Source organism: Duganella margarita, from assembly GCF_009857535.1.
GTDB lineage: Bacteria > Pseudomonadota > Gammaproteobacteria > Burkholderiales > Burkholderiaceae_D > Rugamonas > Rugamonas margarita.
In genome coordinates, this window is the sequence record NZ_WWCS01000003.1 from 136,178 (window position 1) to 158,141 (window position 21,964).

Genomic DNA, 21,964 nt, shown 5'->3' on the forward strand with positions numbered 1-21,964 from the left:
ATGTCGAAAATGAATAAGTCGTTGATCGCACTGGCGCTGGCCGGCCTGTCCGTCGTCTCGCTGAATGCGCAGGCGCACAAGCCGTACATCCTGCCGTCGACCACGGAAGTGGAGCCGGCGCGGGACGGTTCGGCCTGGGTGACGTTTGACGCCGCCGTGGCCGAGAACCTGTTTACCATCGACTTCACGCTGAAGCTGGATGGCCTGAGCATTACCGCGCCGGACGGCAGCGCCTTGCAGCCGCAGAACGTCAACAACGGCAAGCTGCGCAGCACCTTTGACCTGAACCTGCCGAAGCCGGGCACCTACAAAGTCGCGCTGGTCAACGCCGCCGTGATGGGCAGCTACAAGGACAAGGAAGGCAATATGAAGCGCTTCCGCGCCACCGAGGAAACGCTGGCGAAAGAAGTGCCGGCCGACGCCACCGAGGTGAAAATCTCGCGTCAGGAAACCCGCCTGGAAACTTTTGTCTCCACCGGCAAGCCGGACATGAATGTGTTCAAGCCGACCGGCAAGGGCCTGGAAATGGTGCCGGCCACCAATCCAACCGAGCTGCACGCGGGCGACAAAGTGACCTGGCGCTTCCTGGTGGACGGCAAACCGGCCGCCAACCAGGGGGTGAGCCTGTTCCAGGGCGGCGTCAAGTTCCGCGGCACGCTGGGCGAAATCCGCCAGACCACCAACGACAAGGGCGAACTGACGTTGACGCTGCCGGCCGCCGGCCAGTACATGATCAGCAGCAGCTGGCCGGAAATCAAACGTGTCGAAGGCCAGCCGCCGCAGATGGCGCCGCGCCGCGTCAGCTACTCGGCCGTGGTCGAGATCTTGCCGGAATAAGGCGGGCATGCGCCGGGTTCTTCTGCCACACGATGTTTCCGACGACCCGGCGCCAGCAGGCGGCGTGATCCGCGACTACGCTGGCCGCAGCATGGGCACCAGTTGGTCGGTGCGGCTGGTGGCCGCAGCGGACGCCGTCGGCACGCATTTGCAGGATGGGCTGCAACAGCAGCTCGATTCCATCGTGGCGGAAATGAGCCACTGGGAAACCGAATCCGACCTGGGCCGTTTCAACCGCGCGCCCGCCGACAGCTGGCACGTGTTGCCGCCGGCATTTTTTGATGTATTGTCGTTCGCGATGGACGTGGCGCGCGCTTCCGGCGGCGCCTACGATCCGACCGCCGGCACGCTGGTCAACCTGTGGGGCTTCGGTCCTTGGGGGCGCTACGACCAGCCGGATTTTGTGCCGCCTTCCAATGATGAAATCACCATCGCCCGCAGCCAGTTGGCGGCGCGGCCGGTGCGCTTGCAGCGCGATGGCCGCCAGGCCTGGCAGCCGGGCGGCGTGCAGCTCGATTTGTCGGCCGTGGCCAAGGGCTACAGCGTCGACCGGCTGTCTTATTACCTGAAAACGCAGGGCTTCGCGCACCACCTGGTCGAGGTGGGCGGCGAGTTGCGCGGCGCCGGCGTCAAGCCGGACGGCCAGCCATGGTGGGTGATGCTGGAGCAGGTGACCGACATTGCACCGGGCGCCGCCGCGCCGGACGAGCTGGTGCTGGCCTTGCATGGGCTGGCGGTCGCCACCTCGGGCGACTACCGCCGTTATTTCGAGCTGGACGGCAAGCGCTACTCCCACACCGTCGATCCGCGCAGCGGCATGCCGATCGCCAACGACCTGGCCTCGGTCACGGTGGTGCACGCGCAGTGCATGGCGGCCGACGCCTGGTCCACCGCGCTGACCGTGCTGGGCTGGCGGGACGGCCTGCATCTGGCCGAACTGCACGGGCTGGCCGCGCGTTTTGTCGTGCGCCAGCCGGATGGCGGTTTCGCCGAATACCTGAGCTCCCATTTACGCAGCATGTTAGACGAATAATGATCTGGACCAACGACCCTTCCCGGCTGATGATGGTGGCAGGCATGAGCGTGGGCTACGCGCTGGTGTGCCTGGCGCCGTACCTGCGCACGCGCCGCAAGCGCCTGGCCGCTGCGCGCGCCAGGGCGGAGGCGGCGGCCTCGCCCGGCTGGATCGTCACCTACGCCAGCCAGACCGGCAATGCCGATGAGCTGGCGCAGCAAACTGCCGCGACGCTGAAGCTGGCCGGCATTCCGGCCCGGCTGTGCGAATTGTCCGAACTGGACGCGCAGGATTTGCAGGATGCCGAGCGCATCCTGTTCCTGGTCAGCACCTATGGCGAGGGCGACGCGCCGGATGCGGCGGCCGGCTTTGCAGGCCGTCTGATGACCACTTCTCTGCCGTTGCCGCAACTGCATTACGCGGTGCTGGCGCTGGGTGACAGCGCCTATACCCAGTTCTGCGGCTTCGGCCGTGCGCTGGATCACTGGCTGCAGGCGCAGGGCGCGCAAACGCTGTTCCCGCGGGTGGAAGTGAACCGCAGTTCGGAACAGGCGATCGGGCAATGGCGACAGCAACTGAGCCATCTGGCCGGCACCAGCGACGCGCCGGACTGGAGTGCGCCGGCGTTTGACGCATGGCGTCTGAGCGAGCGGGTGCAGCTAAATGCCGGCAGCGCCGGTGCGCCGGTGTATCACCTGGAACTGGAGCCGCTGAGCGGCGCGCTGCCGGACTGGCAGTCGGGCGACCTGGTGCAGGTCGCGGCGCCGGCCGATCCGGCGCGCGCGCGGGAATATTCGATTGCCTCGATTCCGGCCGATGGCCGCGTCCATTTGCTGGTGCGTCTGCATACGCACGAGGATGGCAGCCACGGCGTGGCCTCCGGCTGGCTGACGCAGCAGGCGTCGCTGGGCGAGACGGTGCAATTGCGTCTGCGCCCGCATCGGCGCTTCCGCCTGGAAGGCAATGCCGAGCGGCCGCTGGTCCTGATCGGCAACGGCAGCGGTATCGCCGGCCTGCGCGGCCACCTGAAAGCGCGCGCGCTGGCCGGGCAGGGCCGCAACTGGTTGCTGTTTGGCGAACGCAATGCCGCCTACGACTACCACTACCGCGCCGAACTGGACGGCTGGCAGCGCGACGGCATGCTGGAAAAACTGGACTTGGTGTTTTCGCGCGACCAGGCCGAACGGCGCTACGTGCAGGACCGCCTGGCCGAGCAGGCGGAATTGGTGCGTAACTGGATCGCCGAAGGCGCCGCCATCTACATCTGCGGCAGTCTTGACGGCATGGCCGCCGGCGTCGACGCCGCACTGGCAGCCGCGCTAGGCCGCGACGGCCTGGACGCACTAGCCGCCGCCGGCCGCTACCGCCGCGACGTTTACTAAAACTCCGGGATTAATCGGCGCTGGCTTGTTCCAGGCCGCGGGCCAGGCTGGAGATGGAGGGGTTGTCGATGAACACGCAGCGCTTGCCGTTGCGCTTGCAGTAGTCTTTCACCCGCCAGTACGCGCTGTGGCTGATGCAGCCGGTCTGGCAGATGACCAGGTCGGCCGCCGCCAGGCTCGCTTCCAGGCGGTTGGCGTTGTCTTCCAGACCGCCGTCGTGGTGGCTGAATTGCGCGCCTTCGCGTTCGATCAGCTCGCGGTAGCTGGCGACGTTGCCGTTGCGCCCGCCGACACACAGCACCGCGCGTTCACGCAGGCTCAGCGGCATTTTTATGACGTGCTCGACCACCTGGCGCGCCGCTTCCTGTACCGGCGCCGGCGCCACGGACGCGTCGTTGGCGCGCGCCAGGTCCAGTTTCAGCTCGGCGATCTGGTGGCGCATGGCGCGTTCGCGTTCTTCCATCTGGCCCAGACGTTCGGCCAGCTTGGCGCGCGACTCCAGGCCGGGAATCGATTCGCGCAATTGGTCCAGCTCTGCTTTGATCGAGTCGATCATGCTGTCCTTACCCACCACCTGCGCGCGCAATTGCATCAGCTGCGCGGCATGCTTGTCGGCGTCGCTGGTTTTCTCGGCCATCAGCGCGGCAGCGCGTTGCTGGGCTTTGGCCAGCTCGTGCGTCAGGCGCTTGTTTTCTTCCAGCGTAGCGTTGAATTTGCTGATGTCGGCGCGCACGCACGCGCCCGCCTGGTGCTGCACCATGTGCAGGTCGCGGCACATCTGTTCTTCCAGTTCGGAATTGCAGCGCGGATGCGTCAGGCCGGCCCAGAAGGCGCCGGCGACGTCGCCGTTGTTGACGGCGGCGCGCCACAGTTCGGCCACCTGTCCGGTGGTCTTGGCGTGGCGGAAACGCAGCAGCACGGCAGCGTAGCGACGTTCCAGTTCTTTTTGCAGCGCTTCCGACAGGCGGTTGCGGCTGGCGCATTCGGTCACGGCGCCGACGTGCACTTCGTAATCGTCGGCCACTACTTTACCGCTGGTGACCTTATCGACCAGCTTGCGTAGCACGCCCAGCGGGAAGCCGACCCCGACCAGCGGGCAGTGGCAGGCATGGCCCAGTTCCCACAGCCGGCGCCGGCGCGAAGCCTGCGCTTCCGGTTCCTTGCCCAGCACGCTAAAGACGTTGTTGATGGCCGGCTTGATGACTTGCCGGGCGTTCTGCTCGGCCGCACGCGGACCCGGCTGGGCTACCGGCCCGGCCACCTGCGGCATGGCGGCGGCGATGATGGCCGCCAGGGGATCGTGTTTCTCGCACATGGTCAACGGCTCCGCTCAGGCGACCGACGGCGCGGTGCGCGCGCGGGCCATGATGCGGCTCAGGAAGTTGGTCTTTTCCTGTTCGTGCATGTTGCGCTCCACCTCGCTTGCCCACTGTTCCGACAACTGGGCGCAGGTCGCGCTCAGCACCGGCGCCAGCTCCGGCAGGCTGGCCAGCGCTTTGAGATGCCGCTCGATCACCGAGGCCAGCTTGACGCAGCCACCGGCATCGTCGCTGCCGGCGGTGTAGTGCGACATCAGATGCAGCACGGCCGACAGCATCAGTTCGGGATTGTGGCCGCCATGCGAGGCGGCGAGGAAAATCGGGTTGCTATGTTCGATGGCCATCAGACGCTCCAGGTGTGGAAACAGAGGGTGGCTGGCGGCGGCTGGCTACTCAAGGGGGAGATGGGGCGCGGCGGCGCCCTTTAACGCACAGTTACTCGGTACGGCACCAATCAGGCAGTGAGGATCAGCTTGTTCAACTGGGTGATGCGCAGGCGGTAGATGCGGCCGCCGTGTTCGATTTCCAGTTCGCGGCCGCCGTCCATCAGGCCGGCGCTGCTGACACGTTTGACCGGCTTGACCGCCTGGGCGGCAGCAACGGCGACAGGGTGGGCCGCTACAACAGGGGCCATCGCAGGGGTAGTCGTGATCATCTTCGCTTCTCCTTAATAAGAATGATTCGTATTTGCATTCATTATTGAGGAAGACGCGGCGGAATGCAAGCGTTTTTGCAGTCTTTTCGTTACCAAGACGATAAAAAAGGGCCCGGTCAACAACCGGGCCCAAGGCTGGGTAATGCGGGAGGTAGTACTTGAATCACTAACGTTTCACTGCGGTGCTACAAGGCCGCCAGCAACTGGCCGGACGGTACGGTTTCGCCACCTTTGACCTTGCCGGTGGCGGGCTTGCTGCGCGTGCGCGAGGGCGGCAGGCGGCGCAAGGTTTTCAGGGCTTCGGGATCTTTAATGCCGATGGTGCGCTGGTCGACGCTGATCAGGCCGATCTCGTTGAAGGCGGACAGGGTGCGGCTGACGGTTTCCAGCGTCAGGCCCAGGTAGCTGCCGATTTCGTGGCGCGTCATGCGTAGGTTGAACAGCTTGCTGGAATACCCCATCTGAGCGAAGCGGTCCGCCAGCGCCACCAGGAAGCGCGCCACCCGCGCCTCGGCGCTGAGCGCGCCCAGCATGCCGATCATGGCCTGTTCGCGCACCAGCTCGCGGCTCATGACGCCGTACATCATGTTTTCCAGCTCCAGGTGGATGCGGCCGAGCGCGGTCAGCTTCTTGAACGGCAGCAGGATCAGGTCGCAATCCGACAGCGCCACCGCCTCCGACGAGTAGTGGCGGGTGTGGATGCCGTCGACACCCAGCATGTCGCCCTTCATCGGGAAGCTGAGTACCTGCTCGTTGCCGTATTCGTCGATCAGCACGGTTTTGAGGAAGCCGGAATTGACGATGTACAGCGTGTCGAACGGCTGGCCGATGGTGTGGATGCGCTGGCCGGTTTTGAACTGCACGTGCTGGAACAGCAATTCCTCGTTGGCCATCGAGCTGGCGGCCGGAATGTGCAGCAGGTCGCAGACTTCTTTGAGGTTCGACCAGAGCCGCCCCTGCCGCTGGCGGCCGGCTTCCATCGACGACGATTGCAGCGCCGTCGTGGCCGGGCGAATTTCGGACGTTTGCGTGGACAGCATGGTGGTCTCCTGTAGACAGGTATCTGAACGGTATGGTTTCAGTATGCCAACACGAAGGTCGGATAGATATCAGCAATGGCTGAATCTACGGGTAGGAGTCGGGCTAAAGTTTGTAGGAGTCGTCCTACGGATGAGCTGGGCTGTCAGGTTTTGAAGGGCGACAACAGGCGATGCGCGACGGCGTACTGCACCATTTCCGCCAATGAACTCATGCCCATTTTTTGCATGATGCGGGTCTTGTGGGTGCTGACGGTCTTCACGCTCAGATGCAGGCTGTTGGCGATCTCGGTGATCGAGCGGCCCGCCACCAGCAGCGAGAACACCTCGAATTCGCGGTCGGACAGTTGTTTATGCAATAGCGATTCGTGCGGCATCATGATGTTGAGCGCCAGCTGTTCGGCCACTTCGGTGCTGATGTACGGGCGCCCGGAGGCCACCTTGCGGATCGCCCCTACCAGCTGGGTGCCGGCGCTTTCCTTGGTCAGGTAGCCCTGGGCGCCGGCGCGGATGGCGCGCACCGCGTACTGCTCTTCCTCGTGCATGGTGAGGATCAGGATGGCCAGCTTGGGCGCCTCGGCCTTGACCTGGCGGATCAGGTCGACGCCGCTGCGGCCCGGCATCGACAAGTCCAGCAGCAGCAGGTCGAAGCCGCCCTGGCGGACATGGCCGAGCACCTCGAAGCCGTCGATGGCCTCGCCCACGATGTCGATATCCGGCGCGCCATCAAGGATGCGCTTGAGCCCCTCGCGCATGATGGTGTGGTCGTCGGCAATCACTATACGGATCATGGGGAATGTAGCTAAAAAATGATTAATAGTAAGTGTTGTTACTCTTGAATCAAGTTGATCATATTACTACAGACTGTGGGCGCCGGCTGCTTATTTGCTACCGGGTTCCTTGATCAGGCGGTGCACCAGCACCGGAATCGTGGAATGTTGCAACACCTTGTTGGTAACGCTTCCAAGCAAGAGCTGCCCCCAGCCGCTGCGGCCGTGCGATCCCATGAAGATCAGGTCGCAGCCGTGGTGTTGCGCTACGTCGACGATTTTCAGCGCCGCGCTCTCGTGGAAGGCGGTCAGCGTGGCGCAGGGCACGCCCCGTTTGGCGCAGGATTCGGCCACGTCGCGCGTGTGGTCGGCGCCGGCGCGCTCCATGGCGGCGCGGTATTCGGCTTCGCTGGGATAGCTGGGCGGGATGATTTCGACGTAGATCGGGTAGTGGTATTCGGGGGCCACAAACAGCGCCAGCACTTCGGCGCCGAGCTGCTCGGCAAACTGCACGCCGGCGCAGGCGGTCTTGCTGGACACGGCCGAGCCGTCGGTGGTGATCAGGATTTTGCGGTACATGACAAACCTCCTTTTATGCATCAACTCACAAGATGATTGTAGCGCCGATTTACATTATTGACAGTATGGAAAGACTTGATGTTTATCAAATAAAATCGCTTTATACTGTGGTGCAGGGTGTGGGCTTTTATGCGTCTGACACGATTTTTTTGCACTAAAGCACTACTTTTGTGTCCTGCGGCATACCTCGACGATCTTTCCAATGTTAGTATCTCCAAATACAGCTAGTTTAGGCAGTAAATTTATCAATATGGAGAAGCAGGGATTATGACTAACGCCGCTGACGATTTCGACGCCTTATTTGAAGAAGTGTCCGCTCAGAGCAAGACAGCAGCGCCCGCTCCAGCGCCTGCGCCAGCCCCGGCCGCCAGCGCAGAAGACGACCTGGAAAGCCTGTTTGAAGAAGTCGCCGCGGCCCGTCCGGCCGAGGCCGCCCCCGCCCCCGCCGCCGTTGCTGCACCCGCTGCGCCTGTTGCCCCGGCCGCCGCAGCCGAAGGCGCGCCGGTCGAAGACAAGGCCATGTTCGAACGCCTGGGCGGCATCGTGCGTCTGCTGCACGATTCGCTGCGCGAACTGGGCTACGACAAGGCGCTGACCGAAGCGTCGAGCCAGATCAACGACGCCCAGGACCGCCTCGAATACGTCGCCACGCTGACCGAGCAGGCCGCCAACAAGGTGCTCAACACCCTGGACGAGGGCATGCCGGAGCAGGATACGCTGTCGAAGCGATCGAAAGACATGGAAAACCGCTGGGCCGACCTGTTTGCGGGCAAGCTCAGCCTGGAACAGTTCAAGCAGCTGGCCGGCGACTCGCAGCAGTTCGCGATTGCCGTCTCGGCCGCCACTGAAGCTGAAAAAGCGCGCCTGCTGGAAATCATGATGGCCCAGGACTTCCAGGACATCACCGGTCAATTGATCAAGAAAGTGGTGACTATCACGAAAACTGTCGAGAGTGAATTGGCCACGCTGCTGCGCGACAATGCGCCGCCGGCGGTCAAGGAGAAGATTGCACAGAAAGAAGTGTCCCTGATGTCCGGTCCGTCCGCTCCGACCGTGGCGCTGAATCAGGACAGCGTTGATGATCTTCTTGCCGATCTGGGGTTCTAATGGACGATATGCTGAAGGATTTCGTCGTTGAGGCGATGGATCTGGCGGTCAACGTGGAGGAGCACCTGCTGCGCCTCGAACGCGACCCCGAGAACAAGGAAACGCTGAACGCGGTGTTCCGTTCTTTCCACACCATCAAGGGCGGCGCCGGTTTCATGGGCCTGCCAGCGATGGTGACGGCCTGCCACCTGACCGAAAATCTGTTTGACGCCCTGCGTACCGGCGCCGCGCCGGTCACGCCGTTGTCGATCGAGGCGGCGCTGCAAGCGTCGGGCTTTGTCGCCGACCAACTGGCCGAACTGAACGACGGCGCCGAGCCGAGCAGCCTGCCGGCCCTGCCGGGCGACCTGGAACAGCTGCTCAACGACGCCATCGCCGGCAAGTCCAGCGCGCCGGCCAAGCCTGCTGCTGCTGCTGCACCGGCACCGGCAGTGGCCGCCGCGCCCGTCGCAGCCGTTGCTGCGCCGGCCGCCGCGCCATCGGCTGATGGCCTGGACTGGGAAGGCATGTATGAAACCGTCATGCCTGCCGGTAGCTACACCCGTTCGGCACCGGCCCCGGTGGCGGTGGCCGCGCCGGTGGAAGCCGTTGCTGCGCCTGCCGCGGCAGCCGCTTCCGCGCCGCCAAGCGCTGCGGAAATCGCCGCCGTCGCCGCCGAAGTCAAGGCCGCGCCGGGCGCGCGCCGCGAAGTCGCCGACAAGAAAGACGAACGCCAGCACGCCGCGCCGGCCAAGGAAGAATCGATCCGGATCGACGCCGTCAAGCTGGACGCGCTGCTGGAAGTGGCCGGCGAATCGGTGCAGGCCGCCAATCAGGCCGCCGTGCTGCTGGAGCGCCTGATGCAGTTCAAGTTCGAAGGCCAGGCGCAGACGCTGATGTCGACGCTGGCCGAAACGCTGGAACGCGCCTCGCGCTACTCGACCGAACTGCAGCGCGCCACGCTGGCGACCCGCATGCAGCCGGTCGGCCGCCTGTTCCAGAAGTTCCCGCGCCTGGTGCGCGAGTTGGCCAAGGACCTGGGCAAGGAAGTCGATCTGAACATCGAAGGCGCGGAGACCGAAGTCGACCGCGTGGTGGTGGATTCGCTGTACGATCCGCTGGTGCACATGCTGCGCAACGCGCTGGACCACGGCGTCGAGACGCCGGAAGAGCGCGCCGCAGTCGGCAAGCCGCTGCGCTCGTTCATCCAGCTGAAAGCGTGGCAGGAGGCCAACAGCGTCATGATCGTGCTGCAGGATGACGGCAAGGGCATGGACCCGGTCAAGCTGCGCCAGATCGCCTTGCGCAAGGGTTTGATCTCGGAATCGGCGCAGTTGACCGCCGACGATTGCTATCAGCTGGTATTCTTGCCGGGTTTCTCGACCAAGGAAGTGGCGTCCAGCGTCTCCGGCCGCGGCGTCGGCATGGACGTGGTGAAAACTGCCGTGGAGAAGAACCGCGGCGCGATCCACATCGAGTCCGAGCTGGGCAAGGGCACCAAGTTCTCGATCCGCCTGCCGATCGAGCTGTCGATCGTGCCGACCATGCTGGTATCGACCTCGGGCGCCGCACTGGCGCTGCCGATGGCCGTGGTGCAGCGCGTGGTCGAGCTGCCGGAAGTATTCATGGAAGTGGGCGGCGCGCCGGTGCTGAAGGACCAGGGCCGTCCGCTGCCGGTGCGGTCGCTGGCCGACTCGCTGGGCTACGAAAGCTGCCGCGAGAAGGTGGGCATTGTTGTCTCGGCACCACAGCCGTACATCCTGGCCGTGGAAGCGGTGGATGGCACTGCCGACCTGGTGATCAAGCCGATGACCGCGATTACCGTCGAGGGCATTACCGGCACGGCGCGCTCCGCCGAGGGCGAGCTGGTGCTAGTGGTGGGCCTATCGTTCCTAATGGACGGTTGCAGGGGTAGTGTACGCATGGCGGCTTGATTCACGGATCAAGCCAGTAAAACCAAAAGCCTGCGTCCACACGCAGGCTTTTTTTATTTTTGGGGTCATACCACGTGGCGCGGTAGGCAGAAGGCGTCGGGCTCAAGAGGCTGGACAGCGGTGGCTGCTATTGCATTGCACAATATGGCATAATCAAGTTGGATAATAGTAGCAGTACCATAAAGACATCATGAAGACGCTTTACGACAAACTGTGGGAATCCCACGTGGTCCGTACCGAAGACGACGGCACCACCATCCTCTATATTGACCGCCACCTGGTGCACGAAGTGACCAGCCCGCAAGCATTCGACGGCCTGCGCGCCGCCAACCGCCAGCCGTGGCGCCTGTCGGCCAACCTGGCCGTGGCCGACCACAACGTGCCGACCACCTCGCGCGCCGACGGCATCGCCGACCCGGTCTCGCGCCTGCAGGTAGAAACGCTGGACAATAACGCCAGGTCCTACGGCCTGACCTACTTCAACATGAACGACAAGCGCCAGGGCATCGTCCACGTGATCGGGCCGGAGCAGGGCGCCACCCTGCCGGGCATGACCGTGGTCTGCGGCGACTCGCACACCTCGACCCACGGCGCCTTTGGCGCGCTGGCGCACGGCATCGGCACCTCGGAAGTGGAGCACGTGCTGGCCACCCAGACCCTGCTGCAGAAAAAATCCAAGGCGATGCTGGTGCAGGTGGACGGCGCGTTGCCGGCCGGCGTCACCTCCAAGGACATCGTGCTGGCCATCATCGGCAAGATCGGCACCGCCGGCGGCAATGGCTACTGTATCGAGTTCGGCGGTTCGACCATCCGCGCGCTGTCGATGGAAGGCCGGATGACGGTCTGCAATATGGCGATCGAGGCGGGCGCGCGCGCCGGCATCATCGGCGTCGACGACACCACCATCAACTACGTCAAGGGCCGTCCATTCTCGCCGGCCGGTCCGCACTGGGACCAGGCCGTGAGCTACTGGCGCACGCTGCACACCGATCCGGGCGCCAGGTTCGACCTGGTGGTGACGCTGAACGCGGCCGAGATCAAGCCGCAGGTCACCTGGGGCACTTCGCCGGAAATGGTGGTGGCGATCGACGGCCGGGTGCCGGACCCGGACCACGAAAAGGACAGCGTCAAGCGCGGCGCCATCGAAAAAGCCCTGGTCTACATGGACCTCAAGCCGAATACCGCCATCGAGGACATCCGCATCGACAAGGTATTCATCGGTTCCTGCACCAACTCGCGCATTGAAGATCTGCGCGCGGCGGCAGCGGTGGTGCGCGGCAAGCAGCGCGCCTCCAACGTCAAGCTGGCGCTGGTGGTGCCGGGCTCGGGACTGGTCAAGGAGCAAGCCGAACGCGAAGGCCTGGACCGTATCTTCAAGGAGGCCGGTTTCGAATGGCGCGAACCGGGCTGCTCGATGTGCCTGGCGATGAACGCCGACCGCCTGGAACCGGGCGAGCGCTGCGCCTCGACTTCCAACCGTAATTTTGAAGGACGCCAAGGCCAGGGCGGACGCACCCATCTGGTGTCTCCCGCCATGGCGGCGGCAGCCGGTATCGCCGGCCATTTTGTTGACGTGCGCGCACTGCACTAATTTCCACTTACTGAGAACTCCCATGAAAAAACTGATCGCCCTGACCTTCCTCGCCATCGCTATCACCGGCTGCAACACCATTGCCGGCATGGGCAAGGATGTACAGAAGGCCGGCCAGGCGGTGCAAGGCGCCGCCGGGCATTGACGAACCGACGCCACTCCGTCGTCCCCGCGCAGGCGGGGATTCATGCTGAGTATGGATTCCCGCCTGCGCGGGAATGACCGCGGTGGCTGTACCTTAAGAATAATGATTATGGAAAAATTTACGATTTATGAAGGCCTGGTCGCGCCGCTGGACCGCGCCAACGTCGATACCGACGCCATCATCCCGAAGCAGTTCCTGAAGTCCATCCACCGCACCGGCTTCGGCCCCAATCTGTTTGACGAGTGGCGCTATCTCGATCACGGCGAGCCGGGCATGGACAACAGCCAGCGTCCGCTGAATCCGGACTTCGTGCTCAACGAGCCGCGCTACCAGGGAGCCTCGATCCTGCTGACCCGCAAGAACTTCGGCTGCGGCTCGTCGCGCGAGCACGCGCCGTGGGCGCTGGACCAGTACGGCTTCCGCGCCGTGGTCGCGCCATCGTTCGCCGACATCTTCTTCAACAACTGTTTCAAGAGCGGCTTGCTGCCCATCGTATTAACTGAAGCGCAGATCGATCATCTGTTCAACGAAGTCAAGGCTTTCCCCGGATACAAACTGGTGGTCGACCTTGAGCAGCAGCGCATTTCCACCAGCAATGGCAGCGTCTCCTATCCCTTCGAGATCGACGCCTTCCGCAAATACTGCCTGATGAACGGCCTCGACGATATCGGCCTGACGCTGCGTCACGCCGACACCATCCGTGAATACGAAGCGCGTCATCTGGCAAACCAACCCTGGTTGGCTAACGTCATCTAAAGATCAAAGACATGAAAATCGCAATCCTCCCGGGCGATGGCATCGGCCCGGAAATCGTCACCCAAGCGGTCAAGGTACTGAACGCGCTGGGCGAGCAGTTTGAACTGGAAACCGCCCCGGTCGGCGGCGCCGGCTACGAAGCCAGCGGCCATCCGCTGCCGGACGCCACGCTGCAACTGGCCAAGGACGCCGACGCCGTGCTGTTCGGCGCCGTCGGCGACTGGAAGTACGATACGCTGGACCGCCCGCTGCGTCCCGAGCAGGCGATCCTGGGCCTGCGCAAGAACCTGGGCCTGTTCGGCAACCTGCGTCCGGCCATCCTGTACCCTGAGCTGGCCAACGCCTCGACGCTGAAGCCGGAAATCGTCTCCGGCCTGGACATCCTGATCGTGCGCGAACTGACCGGCGACATCTACTTCGGCCAGCCGCGCGGCGTGCGCGAGTGCCCGGACGGTCCGTTCAAGGGCCAGCGCGAGGGCTTCGACACCATGCGCTATGCGGAAGGCGAAATCCGCCGCATCGCCCACGTGGCGTTCCAGGCCGCGCAAAAGCGCGACAAGCGCCTGACCTCGGTGGACAAGGCCAACGTGCTGGAGACGTTCCAGTTCTGGAAAGACATCGTCACCGACGTGCACAAGGAATATCCGGACGTCGCGCTCGACCACATGTATGTCGACAACGCCGCCATGCAGCTGGTGCGCGCGCCGAAGAAATTCGACGTCATCGTCACCGGCAATATGTTCGGCGACATTTTGAGCGACGCGGCAGCGATGCTGACCGGTTCGATCGGCATGCTGCCATCGGCGTCGCTGGACGCCAACAACAAGGGCCTGTATGAGCCGTCGCACGGCTCGGCGCCGGACATCGCCGGCAAGGGCATCGCCAATCCGCTGGCGACGATTCTGTCGGCCGCGATGATGCTGCGCTTCTCGCTGAACAAGGAAGAGCAGGCCGACCGCATCGAAAACGCCGTCAAGAAAGTGCTGGCCCAGGGCCTGCGCACAGCCGACATCTACGAAGCCGGCACCACCAAGGTGGGCACGGAAGAGATGGGCAACGCGGTCGTCAAAGCACTCGGCTGACGCCGTCATTCCGGCGCACGCCGGAATCCATAGAACGCACGCTCAGCATGGGTCCCGGCTTTCGCCGGGAGTCATTTCGCCCAATGGGCGGAATGACGCGGGGATAAATAATTTATAAGGAAGAGCAAAATGAAACTCGTAGGTCTGGTAGGTTGGCGCGGTATGGTGGGCTCGGTCCTGATGCAGCGCATGCAGGAAGAGGGCGATTTCGCCCATATCGAGCCGGTATTCTTCACCACCTCGAATCCGGGCGGTAACGCGCCGGCGATGGCCAGGAACGAAACCAAGCTGAAAAGCGCAACCGACATCGACGAACTGAAAAAGTGCGAGATCATCATCTCGTGCCAGGGCGGCGATTACACCACCGAAGTGTTCCCGAAACTGCGTGCAGCCGGCTGGAACGGCTACTGGATCGATGCGGCATCGACGCTGCGCATGGAAAAAGACGCGGTGATCGTGCTGGATCCGGTCAATATGCACGTCATCAAGGATGCGCTGGGCAAGGGCGTGAAGAACTTCATCGGCGGTAACTGCACCGTGTCGTGCATGCTGATCGGCCTGGGCGGTCTGTTCCAGCACGGTCTGGTCGACTGGATGACGTCGATGACGTATCAGGCGGCATCGGGCGGCGGCGCACAGCACATGCGTGAACTGCTGACCCAGTTCGGCACCATCAACGGCGCCGTCAAGCCGCTGCTGGATGATCCGGCGTCGGCGATCCTGGAAATCGACCGTCAGGTACTGGCCACCCAGCACGGCCTGTCGGCGGACGAGATCAAGCAGTTCGGCGCGCCGCTGGCCGGCAACCTGATCCCGTGGATCGACAAGGATCTGGGCAACGGCCAGTCGAAGGAAGAGTGGAAAGCCGGCGCCGAGACCAACAAGATTTTGGGTCTGGGTGCGGACTTCGGTTCCAGGGCGATTCCGGTGGACGGCCTGTGCGTGCGTATCGGCGCCATGCGTTGCCACTCGCAAGCGCTGACCATCAAGCTGAACAAGGATGTGCCGCTGGACGAAATCACCGACATCATCGCTGCCGCCAACCAGTGGGCGAAAGTGGTGCCGAACACCCGTGAAGCGTCGGTCAAGGATCTGTCGCCAGCCGCGGTGACCGGCAGCCTGACGATTCCGGTCGGCCGTCTGCGCAAGATGAGCATGGGTCCTGAGTATCTGTCGGCCTTCACGGTCGGCGACCAGCTGCTGTGGGGCGCGGCCGAACCGCTGCGCCGCATGCTGCGCATCGTGCTCGATCAGTAAAATTCACACAGCGACATCGTTGTAAGAGAAGGGGTTTTTCCTATGTGTTCTCATAGGGGAAATCCCTTTTTGTCGTTTAAAGTGGTGCAAAGCTTGCACGCTCCTGTGCATGATGTTATGTTGATATATCTGGGAAAGTAACATTTTCCAACTGACAACCATAAGAATCGCCCCACTATGCCTGTACAAAATTGCCCCCGCATTGTTTCGTTTGCGTTGAAAACGCTCACCAGCGCTGTTGCCAGCGCGGTGCTAGTGGCCGCCACGGCCAATGCGGCAGGGTTAGGCAAGTTGACGGTGCTATCGTCGCTGGGCCAGCCGCTGCGGGCGGAAATCGAATTGACCTCGGTCTCGGCCGAGGAGGCCGGCGCGCTGGTGGCCAGGCTGGCGCCGACGGAAGCCTTCCGCAGCGCCAATATCGACTTCAACCCAGCGCTCAGTTCGCTGCGGTTTGACGTCGAGCCGCGCAATGGCCGGCAGGTTATCAAGGTCAGCTCCAGCCAGGCCATCAACGAGCCGTTCGTCGACATGCTGCTGGAACTGACGTGGAACGGCGGGCGCATGGTGCGCGAGTACACCTTCCTGCTCGACCCGCCGGACCTGCGCGCCGCCCAGGCACCGCAAGTGACCGCGCCGGTGGATGTCAGCAACCGCGCGGCGCAGGCGCCAGCTGCCGCACCAGCGCAGACGCCTGCCGCTGCGCAGCCAGCCGCTGCCGCAGCCGCTGCTGCGCCGGCGCGCGCCGAGCCAGCACGTCCGCAGCCAGCCGCGAAGCCTGCTGCCAAGCCGTCCGCCGCCGATTACACGGTCAAGCAAGGCGACAACCTGACCCGCATCGCCAACCAGGTCAAACCGGTCGACGTATCGCTGGACACCATGCTGGTGGCGCTGTACCGCGCCAATCCGGAAGCCTTCGCCGGCAAGAACATGAACCGCCTGAAATCCGGCCAGATCCTGGCGGTGCCGGATGCCGAGCAGATCCGCGCTGTCGGCGGTGAAGGCGAAGCGCATGGCGTGGTGGTCGCCCACGCGGCCGACTTCAACGCCTACCGCGCCAAGCTGGCCGGCCAGGTCGCCGCCAGTTCGGCTGCCAAGGAAACCGAACCGGGCAAGATCGCGTCGGGCAAAGTCACCGCCAAGGTGGAAGAGAAACCCAACGCCACCAATACCGCCCAAGACAAGCTGACGCTGTCCAAGGCCACCAACGAGAAGCCGCAAGCCGGCAAGACCGGCGTGGCCGCGGAAGAAGACAAGATCGCCAAGCAGAAGCAGGTGGACGAAGCCGCCGCCCGCGTCAAGGAGCTGGAAAAAAACGTCAACGATCTGGAAAAGTTGATGGCCTTGAAGAGCAAGACCGCTGCCGATGTGAAAGCGCCTGCGGCCTCCGCCTCCGCAGCGGCGTCCGCGCCCGCCGTGGCCGAAGTCAAGCCGAAGCGCACGCTGGTGCTGCCGCCGAAGTTCGCCGAGCCGAGCCTGTTCGAAACGCTGATGGAGAATATCACCTACGTCGGCCTGGCCGCCGTGGCGGTGCTGGCTGGCGCGCTGGGCATCATGGCGTCGCGCCGCCGCAAGAAATTCGTGGTGCCGCAGGACGAGCCATCGATCCTCGGCGACACCGCGCCGCCGCCACCGCAGCCGCTGATCGCCGACGCCGGCGGCCAGAGCATCGACACCAACAACAGCGTGTTCAACTCGAACTTCGCGCCGTCGGCCAGCCAGCTGGACACCAATGAAGTCGATCCGGTAGCGGAAGCCGACGTCTACATCGCCTACGGCCGCGACGCCCAGGCGGAAGAGATTCTGAAAGAAGCGCTGCGCACCCATCCGGAACGCCACGCCGTACGCCTGAAACTGCTGGAAATCTACGCCGCCCGCAAGGATGCGCGCGCGTTTGAAACCCAGGCCTCCGAGCTGTACGCGCAGACCCGCGGCCAGGGCGACGAGTGGGATCACGCCGCCGGCATGGGCAAGGCGCTCGATCCGTCCAACCCGCTGTACACCGCCGGCAAGGAGGAGGGGGGCTTTGCCGCCGCGCCGCTGGCTGCCGGCGCGGCTGGCATTGCCGCCGGCGCCGCCGCTTATGAGGCGCCGGACTTCGGCAGCGACTTCGGTAACACGTTTGCCGCCGAAGAGCCGGCGCCTGCCGCCGCCGCAGCATCGCCGCTGGACTTCGACCTGAGCCAGGACGCGATGCGTTCCGCGCCGATCTCGCACAGCCCGGACTTTGGCGCCGAGTTCGCTGCAGACGACATGGAAACCGCATTGCCGCAAGCAGCCGATGCCGCGGTCTCGCCAGCCTCGGTGGCGGCGGAACACGACAACCTGATGGACTTCGACCTGGACGGCCTGAACTTCGAGCCGGTCGCCGCGCCAGCGCCGGCGATTGAAATGCCGGCCCCGGCCGCCGAACCACCAGCGCCGGCGCCGGCCGACGACATGGGCATGGATTTCGGCTTCGACCTGCCGTCGCCGGCCGCCGCGCCGGTCGCGGCGCCAGCGCCGGAAGCGCGCGACCTGACCACCGTCGATCCGCTCGACCTGGACCTGGCCGGTTTCGATATTCCGGAAGTGCGGGCGTTGACCGAGCCGCCGCAGGAACCGGCGCCGCTGGACTTTGACGCCGCGCTGGACCTGCCGGCCGAGGTGGAAACCATCACGCCGGCCCCGGCCCCGGCAGCGCCGGAATTCGACTTGTCGAACATCGACCTGGACCTGGGCAGCTTCCACAACGACACCGCTGCTCCTGCCGCTGCTTCGGCCAGTAACGAACCGCTGTCGGCGCTGCAGATGGAGATGGACACCAAGCTGGACCTGGCGGTCGCCTATCAGGAAATCGGCGACAAGGAAGGCGCGCGCGAGCTGCTGGACGAGGTGCTGCGCGGCGGCAGCGACGAGCAGGTCGCCAAGGCCAACGCCATGAAGGCCCAGCTGGGATAAAAGCCCGGCGTTATATAATGGCTGACTCAGACATTTAGATTGGGCAGCAATTGAAACGGATCGCAATCGGGCTCCAGTACGACGGCCAGGCCTGGCAGGGTTACCAGAAACAGGTTCACGGCCTCACCGTGCAGGACAAGCTGGAACATGCGCTGCTGGAGTTTACCAAGGCGCCGCTGGCCACCACGTGCGCCGGCCGCACCGATGCCGGCGTGCACGCCAGCGAGCAGGTGGTGCATTTCGATACCGATCTCGACCGCGTGCCGTACGCCTGGCTGCGCGGCATCAACGCCTTTCTGCCGCCGTCCATCGCCGTGCGCTGGGTCAAGGAACTGGAAGGCGATCCGGGCGTGCTCGATTTCTTTCACGCCCGCTTCAGCGCCCAGGCGCGCACCTATCACTACGTGTTGTACAACAATCCGACCCGTTCGCCGCTGCTGGTCGGCCGCGCCGGCTTCTACCATCGCCCGCTGGACGTCGAGCGCATGCAGGCGGCGGTGGCGCCGTTGCTGGGCTGGCACGACTTCAGCACCTTCCGCGCCGCCCAATGCCAGGCCAAGTCGCCGGTCAAGCTGATGCACGATATCCAGATCCGCCGCCATGGCGAGCTGATCGTGTTCACCCTGAAAGCCAACGCCTTCCTGCACCATATGGTGCGCAACCTGGTCGGCTCGCTGGTCTACATCGGCCAGGGCCGCGAAGAGGTCAGCTGGCTGGGCGAATTGCTGGAATCGAAAAATCGCGGGCTGGCCGCGCCGACCTTCATGCCGGACGGCCTGTACCTGGCGAAAATCGACTACGATGAAAAGTGGGCACTGCCGCAGGAAGCCACCAGCGCGCTGCCCTGGTTTTAAAGGATGAGCATGCGCACCCGTATCAAGATCTGCGGCCTGACCCGCGAAGAAGACGTGCAAGCCGTGGTGGCTGCCGGCGCCGATGCGATCGGTTTCGTGTTCTATCCGAACAGCCCGCGCTACGTCACGCCCGAGCGTGCCGCCGAACTGATCCGTAGCGTGCCGCCGTTTATCACCACTGTCGGCCTGTTCGTCAACGCCACGCCGGACGAGGTGGCGGCGATTGTGCGCGTCGCCCCGGTGTCGATGATTCAATTGCACGGCGACGAAACCGTGGCAGCGGCGGCTGCCATTGCGGCAGCGGCGGGGCGGCAGTACATGAAAGTGTTCCGCGTCAAACCTGACACGCTTTCGCATGAACTGCTAGAATATGCGCAGGCAAACCGCGCCGCCAGTCCCTTGTTCACCAGCTTGTTGCTGGATACCTATGTGGACGCCTACGGTGGCGCAGGAAAGGGTTTTGATTGGTCTCTCATTCCAAAAGATCTCGCGCCTCGGGTCGTTTTAAGTGGTGGCTTGAGCGTACACAACGCGACTGACGCGGTGGTCGGTGTACGTCCCTATGCAGTCGACATCAGTTCCGGTGTCGAGGCGGCCAAGGGAATCAAGGATGCCCGCAAGATCGCCGACTTTGTCGCGGCGGTGCGGGCCGGAGATGCCATTTTAGAAAGCCAAGCCCATCATGAATCCTCAAGCGAAGCCACTGTTCCACGCTAAAGAATACGATTTACCCAACGCCAAAGGTCACTTTGGCCCCTACGGCGGCAGCTTCGTCGCCGAAACCCTGACCTACGCGCTGGCTGAGCTCAACGCCGCCTATGAGCGCTACAGCCAGGATCAGGAATTCCTCGAAGAATTCCGCTACGAGCTCAAGCACTTTGTCGGCCGTCCGTCGCCGATTTATCACGCCAAGCGCTGGTCCGAAATGGCCGGCGGCGCGCAGATCTACTTCAAACGCGAAGACCTGAACCACACCGGCGCCCACAAGATCAATAACGTGATCGGCCAGGCATTGCTGGCCAGGCGCATGGGCAAGCCGCGCATCATCGCCGAGACCGGCGCTGGCCAGCACGGCGTGGCCACCGCCACCATCTGCGCGCGCTTCGGCCTGGAATGCGTGGTCTACATGGGCAGCGAAGACGTCAAGCGCCAGGCGCAGAATGTCTACCGCATGAAGCTGCTGGGGGCGACGGTTGTGCCGGTCGAGTCCGGCTCCAAGACGCTGAAGGACGCGCTCAACGAAGCGATGCGCGACTGGGTCACCAATATTGAAAACACCTTCTACATCATCGGCACCGTGGCCGGTCCGCACCCGTACCCGATGCTGGTGCGCGACTTCCAGTCGGTGATCGGCGAGGAATGCCTGGTGCAGATGCCGGAAATGACCGGCCGCCAGCCGGACTACGTGGTGGCCTGCATCGGCGGCGGTTCCAACGCCATGGGCATTTTCTATCCATATATCGATGAAAAGAATACCCGGCTGATCGGTGTGGAAGCGGCAGGCGAGGGGCTGGATGGCGACAAGCATGCGGCGTCGCTGACCAAGGGCTATCCGGGCGTGCTGCACGGTAACCGCACCTATCTGCTGCAGGACCAGAACGGCCAGATCATCGAGACCCATTCGGTGTCGGCCGGCCTGGATTATCCGGGCGTCGGTCCCGAGCATGCTTACCTGAAGGATAGCGGCCGTGCCGAGTACGTCTCGATCACGGACGAGGAGGCGCTGCAGGCCTTCCATGATTGCTGCCACATCGAGGGCATCATTCCGGCGCTGGAGTCGTCGCACGCTTTGGCCTATGCGGCCAAGCTGGCGGCCACGCTGCCGAAAGATAAGATTGTATTGGCCAACCTGTCGGGCCGCGGTGACAAGGACATGCATACGGTCGCAGAGCGTATGGGTCTGAACTTCAACTAAGGAAACCGACCATGTCCAACATCGCAGCAACCTTCAGCGCTTTGAAAGCGCAAAACAAGACCGCGCTCGTCACCTTCATCACCGCCGGCGATCCTGGCAGGGAGTCCACCGTGCCGCTGATGCATGCCCTGGTGGCCGGCGGCGCCGACATCATCGAGCTGGGCGTGCCGTTTTCCGATCCGATGGCCGAAGGCCCGGTGATCCAGCGCGCCTGCGAGCGGGCGCTGGCCAACGGCGTCGGCATTCACGACGTGTTTGATTACGTGGCCGAGTTCCGCAAGACCAACCAGACCACGCCGGTGGTGCTGATGGGCTATGCCAACCCGATCGAGCGCATCGGCGCCGCCGAGTTCATTGCGCGTTCGACGGCGGTGGGGGCGGATGGCGCGATCGTGGTCGACTATCCGCCGGAAGAGTGTGAGGAGTTCGCCGCCGCCATGCGCGCGGCCGGGCTGGACCTGATCTTCCTGCTGGCGCCGACCTCGACCGGGCAGCGCATCGAGCAGGTGGCCAAGGTCGGTGGCGGCTTCAGCTACTATGTCTCACTGAAAGGCGTGACCGGCGCCGGCAATATCGATGTGGCCGATGTGGCGCAGCGGCTGACGGCGATCCGCCAGCACGTCAAGTTGCCGATCGGCGTAGGTTTCGGCATCCGCGACGGCGCCACCGCGCGCGCCGTGGCCGAGGTGGCGGACGCCGTCGTCATCGGCAGCCGCATTATCCAGGAAATCGAAACCGCCGGCAAAGACGGCGCGGTGGCCGCCGTACAAGCCTTCACCACCTCCATCCGCACCGCCCTCGACGCCTGACGTC

21 protein-coding genes are annotated in these 21,964 nt (G+C 64.0%); 15 read left to right on the forward strand and 6 right to left on the reverse strand.

Annotated features, from left to right (window positions below):
• Window positions 1–9: 9 nt before the first annotated feature.
• From GTP55_RS05475 to GTP55_RS05485, 3 genes are read left to right on the forward strand one after another with little or no spacing between them, the layout of a single operon-like run.
• Window positions 10–837 carry a DUF4198 domain-containing protein gene (locus GTP55_RS05475; RefSeq protein WP_308494721.1) on the forward strand — a complete coding sequence of 276 codons (828 nt, stop codon included), beginning with the start codon at window positions 10–12 and terminating at the stop codon, window positions 835–837.
• Between the two features lie 7 nt (window positions 838–844).
• On the forward strand, window positions 845–1,870 hold the full coding sequence (locus GTP55_RS05480) for an FAD:protein FMN transferase (protein ID WP_161043959.1): 1,026 nt from the start codon (window positions 845–847) through the stop codon (window positions 1,868–1,870).
• Window positions 1,870–3,234, forward strand: a complete 1,365-nt coding sequence (locus GTP55_RS05485; protein ID WP_161043960.1) for a sulfite reductase subunit alpha — start codon at window positions 1,870–1,872, stop codon at window positions 3,232–3,234. The genes GTP55_RS05480 and GTP55_RS05485 overlap by 1 nt, the downstream gene beginning before the upstream one ends.
• 10 nt (window positions 3,235–3,244) lie before the next feature.
• Here the strand turns inward: GTP55_RS05485 and GTP55_RS05490 are convergent, their stop codons facing one another.
• The 6 genes from GTP55_RS05490 to GTP55_RS05515 all read right to left on the reverse strand — a co-directional run bounded on the left by GTP55_RS05490 (window position 3,245) and on the right by GTP55_RS05515 (window position 7,594).
• Window positions 3,245–4,549, reverse strand: coding sequence for a DUF2325 domain-containing protein (locus tag GTP55_RS05490; RefSeq protein WP_161043961.1), 1,305 nt, complete (start codon window positions 4,547–4,549; stop codon window positions 3,245–3,247).
• A 15-nt stretch (window positions 4,550–4,564) separates the two neighbouring features.
• Window positions 4,565–4,897, reverse strand: coding sequence for a hypothetical protein (locus tag GTP55_RS05495; protein ID WP_161043962.1), 333 nt, complete (start codon window positions 4,895–4,897; stop codon window positions 4,565–4,567).
• Window positions 4,898–5,007: 110 nt separating this feature from the next.
• Window positions 5,008–5,208, reverse strand: coding sequence for a hemin uptake protein HemP (gene hemP, locus GTP55_RS05500; protein ID WP_202423574.1), 201 nt, complete (start codon window positions 5,206–5,208; stop codon window positions 5,008–5,010).
• 185 nt (window positions 5,209–5,393) lie between these two features.
• Window positions 5,394–6,188 (reverse strand): Crp/Fnr family transcriptional regulator, encoded by a 795-nt coding sequence (locus GTP55_RS05505; protein ID WP_161044243.1) that lies wholly within the window; start codon window positions 6,186–6,188, stop codon window positions 5,394–5,396.
• A 203-nt stretch (window positions 6,189–6,391) separates the two neighbouring features.
• Window positions 6,392–7,036 carry a response regulator gene (locus GTP55_RS05510; RefSeq protein WP_110844552.1) on the reverse strand — a complete coding sequence of 215 codons (645 nt, stop codon included), beginning with the start codon at window positions 7,034–7,036 and terminating at the stop codon, window positions 6,392–6,394.
• Between the two features lie 90 nt (window positions 7,037–7,126).
• Window positions 7,127–7,594, reverse strand: a complete 468-nt coding sequence (locus tag GTP55_RS05515; RefSeq protein WP_161043963.1) for a universal stress protein — start codon at window positions 7,592–7,594, stop codon at window positions 7,127–7,129.
• A 267-nt stretch (window positions 7,595–7,861) separates the two neighbouring features.
• Here GTP55_RS05515 and GTP55_RS05520 point away from each other — a divergent pair, with 267 nt between their 5' ends.
• The 12 genes from GTP55_RS05520 (at window position 7,862) to trpA (ending at window position 21,960) form a co-directional block, all read left to right on the forward strand.
• Window positions 7,862–8,701, forward strand: coding sequence for a protein phosphatase CheZ (locus tag GTP55_RS05520; RefSeq protein ID WP_161043964.1), 840 nt, complete (start codon window positions 7,862–7,864; stop codon window positions 8,699–8,701).
• Window positions 8,701–10,614, forward strand: coding sequence for a chemotaxis protein CheA (locus GTP55_RS05525; protein WP_161043965.1), 1,914 nt, complete (start codon window positions 8,701–8,703; stop codon window positions 10,612–10,614). The genes GTP55_RS05520 and GTP55_RS05525 overlap by 1 nt, the downstream gene beginning before the upstream one ends.
• 187 nt (window positions 10,615–10,801) lie before the next feature.
• A complete protein-coding gene (gene leuC, locus GTP55_RS05530) occupies window positions 10,802–12,205 on the forward strand; it encodes a 3-isopropylmalate dehydratase large subunit (protein WP_161044244.1) in 1,404 nt (467 codons plus the stop codon).
• Between the two features lie 22 nt (window positions 12,206–12,227).
• Entirely contained in the window at window positions 12,228–12,350 is a 123-nt protein-coding gene (locus tag GTP55_RS05535) for an entericidin A/B family lipoprotein (RefSeq protein WP_161043966.1), read from the forward strand.
• 108 nt (window positions 12,351–12,458) lie between these two features.
• Window positions 12,459–13,106 (forward strand): 3-isopropylmalate dehydratase small subunit, encoded by a 648-nt coding sequence (leuD, locus tag GTP55_RS05540; RefSeq protein WP_161043967.1) that lies wholly within the window; start codon window positions 12,459–12,461, stop codon window positions 13,104–13,106.
• Between the two features lie 11 nt (window positions 13,107–13,117).
• The gene (gene leuB, locus GTP55_RS05545) at window positions 13,118–14,188 is read left to right on the forward strand and encodes a 3-isopropylmalate dehydrogenase (RefSeq protein ID WP_161043968.1); all 1,071 of its coding nucleotides are present in this window, start codon (window positions 13,118–13,120) and stop codon (window positions 14,186–14,188) included.
• Window positions 14,189–14,317: 129 nt separating this feature from the next.
• Window positions 14,318–15,445 carry an aspartate-semialdehyde dehydrogenase gene (gene asd / locus GTP55_RS05550; RefSeq protein ID WP_161043969.1) on the forward strand — a complete coding sequence of 376 codons (1,128 nt, stop codon included), beginning with the start codon at window positions 14,318–14,320 and terminating at the stop codon, window positions 15,443–15,445.
• Between the two features lie 216 nt (window positions 15,446–15,661).
• Entirely contained in the window at window positions 15,662–18,382 is a 2,721-nt protein-coding gene (locus GTP55_RS05555) for a motility hub landmark protein FimV (RefSeq protein WP_229257759.1), read from the forward strand.
• 50 nt (window positions 18,383–18,432) lie between these two features.
• Entirely contained in the window at window positions 18,433–19,236 is an 804-nt protein-coding gene (gene truA / locus GTP55_RS05560; RefSeq protein WP_161043971.1) for a tRNA pseudouridine(38-40) synthase TruA, read from the forward strand.
• 3 nt (window positions 19,237–19,239) lie between these two features.
• Complete coding sequence (locus GTP55_RS05565; RefSeq protein ID WP_161043972.1) at window positions 19,240–19,953, forward strand: phosphoribosylanthranilate isomerase; 714 nt, start codon at window positions 19,240–19,242, stop codon at window positions 19,951–19,953.
• Complete coding sequence (gene trpB, locus GTP55_RS05570; RefSeq protein WP_161043973.1) at window positions 19,919–21,151, forward strand: tryptophan synthase subunit beta; 1,233 nt, start codon at window positions 19,919–19,921, stop codon at window positions 21,149–21,151. Before GTP55_RS05565 ends, trpB begins: the two co-directional genes overlap by 35 nt.
• Window positions 21,152–21,162: 11 nt before the next feature.
• Window positions 21,163–21,960: a tryptophan synthase subunit alpha gene (gene trpA / locus GTP55_RS05575; RefSeq protein WP_161043974.1), complete on the forward strand. Its 798-nt coding sequence runs from the start codon at window positions 21,163–21,165 to the stop codon at window positions 21,958–21,960.
• Window positions 21,961–21,964: the final 4 nt, after the last annotated feature.

Bases quoted from the DNA above. Each gene is read 5' to 3' on its own strand.
- GTP55_RS05490 (WP_161043961.1), bottom strand. From the start codon at position 4,549: ATGTGCGAGAAACACGATCCCCTGGCGGCCATCATCGCCGCCGCCATG.
- hemP (WP_202423574.1), bottom strand. From the start codon at position 5,208: ATGATCACGACTACCCCTGCGATGGCCCCTGTTGTAGCGGCCCACCCT.
- GTP55_RS05565 (WP_161043972.1), top strand. From the start codon at position 19,240: ATGAGCATGCGCACCCGTATCAAGATCTGCGGCCTGACCCGCGAAGAA.
- GTP55_RS05495 (WP_161043962.1), bottom strand. From the start codon at position 4,897: ATGGCCATCGAACATAGCAACCCGATTTTCCTCGCCGCCTCGCATGGC.
- leuD (WP_161043967.1), top strand. From the start codon at position 12,459: ATGGAAAAATTTACGATTTATGAAGGCCTGGTCGCGCCGCTGGACCGC.
- trpA (WP_161043974.1), top strand. From the start codon at position 21,163: ATGTCCAACATCGCAGCAACCTTCAGCGCTTTGAAAGCGCAAAACAAG.
- asd (WP_161043969.1), top strand. From the start codon at position 14,318: ATGAAACTCGTAGGTCTGGTAGGTTGGCGCGGTATGGTGGGCTCGGTC.
- leuB (WP_161043968.1), top strand. From the start codon at position 13,118: ATGAAAATCGCAATCCTCCCGGGCGATGGCATCGGCCCGGAAATCGTC.
- GTP55_RS05525 (WP_161043965.1), top strand. From the start codon at position 8,701: ATGGACGATATGCTGAAGGATTTCGTCGTTGAGGCGATGGATCTGGCG.
- GTP55_RS05485 (WP_161043960.1), top strand. From the start codon at position 1,870: ATGATCTGGACCAACGACCCTTCCCGGCTGATGATGGTGGCAGGCATG.
- GTP55_RS05505 (WP_161044243.1), bottom strand. From the start codon at position 6,188: ATGGAAGCCGGCCGCCAGCGGCAGGGGCGGCTCTGGTCGAACCTCAAA.
- GTP55_RS05535 (WP_161043966.1), top strand. From the start codon at position 12,228: ATGAAAAAACTGATCGCCCTGACCTTCCTCGCCATCGCTATCACCGGC.
- trpB (WP_161043973.1), top strand. From the start codon at position 19,919: ATGAATCCTCAAGCGAAGCCACTGTTCCACGCTAAAGAATACGATTTA.
- GTP55_RS05480 (WP_161043959.1), top strand. From the start codon at position 845: ATGCGCCGGGTTCTTCTGCCACACGATGTTTCCGACGACCCGGCGCCA.
- GTP55_RS05475 (WP_308494721.1), top strand. From the start codon at position 10: ATGAATAAGTCGTTGATCGCACTGGCGCTGGCCGGCCTGTCCGTCGTC.
- GTP55_RS05520 (WP_161043964.1), top strand. From the start codon at position 7,862: ATGACTAACGCCGCTGACGATTTCGACGCCTTATTTGAAGAAGTGTCC.
- GTP55_RS05515 (WP_161043963.1), bottom strand. From the start codon at position 7,594: ATGTACCGCAAAATCCTGATCACCACCGACGGCTCGGCCGTGTCCAGC.
- GTP55_RS05510 (WP_110844552.1), bottom strand. From the start codon at position 7,036: ATGATCCGTATAGTGATTGCCGACGACCACACCATCATGCGCGAGGGG.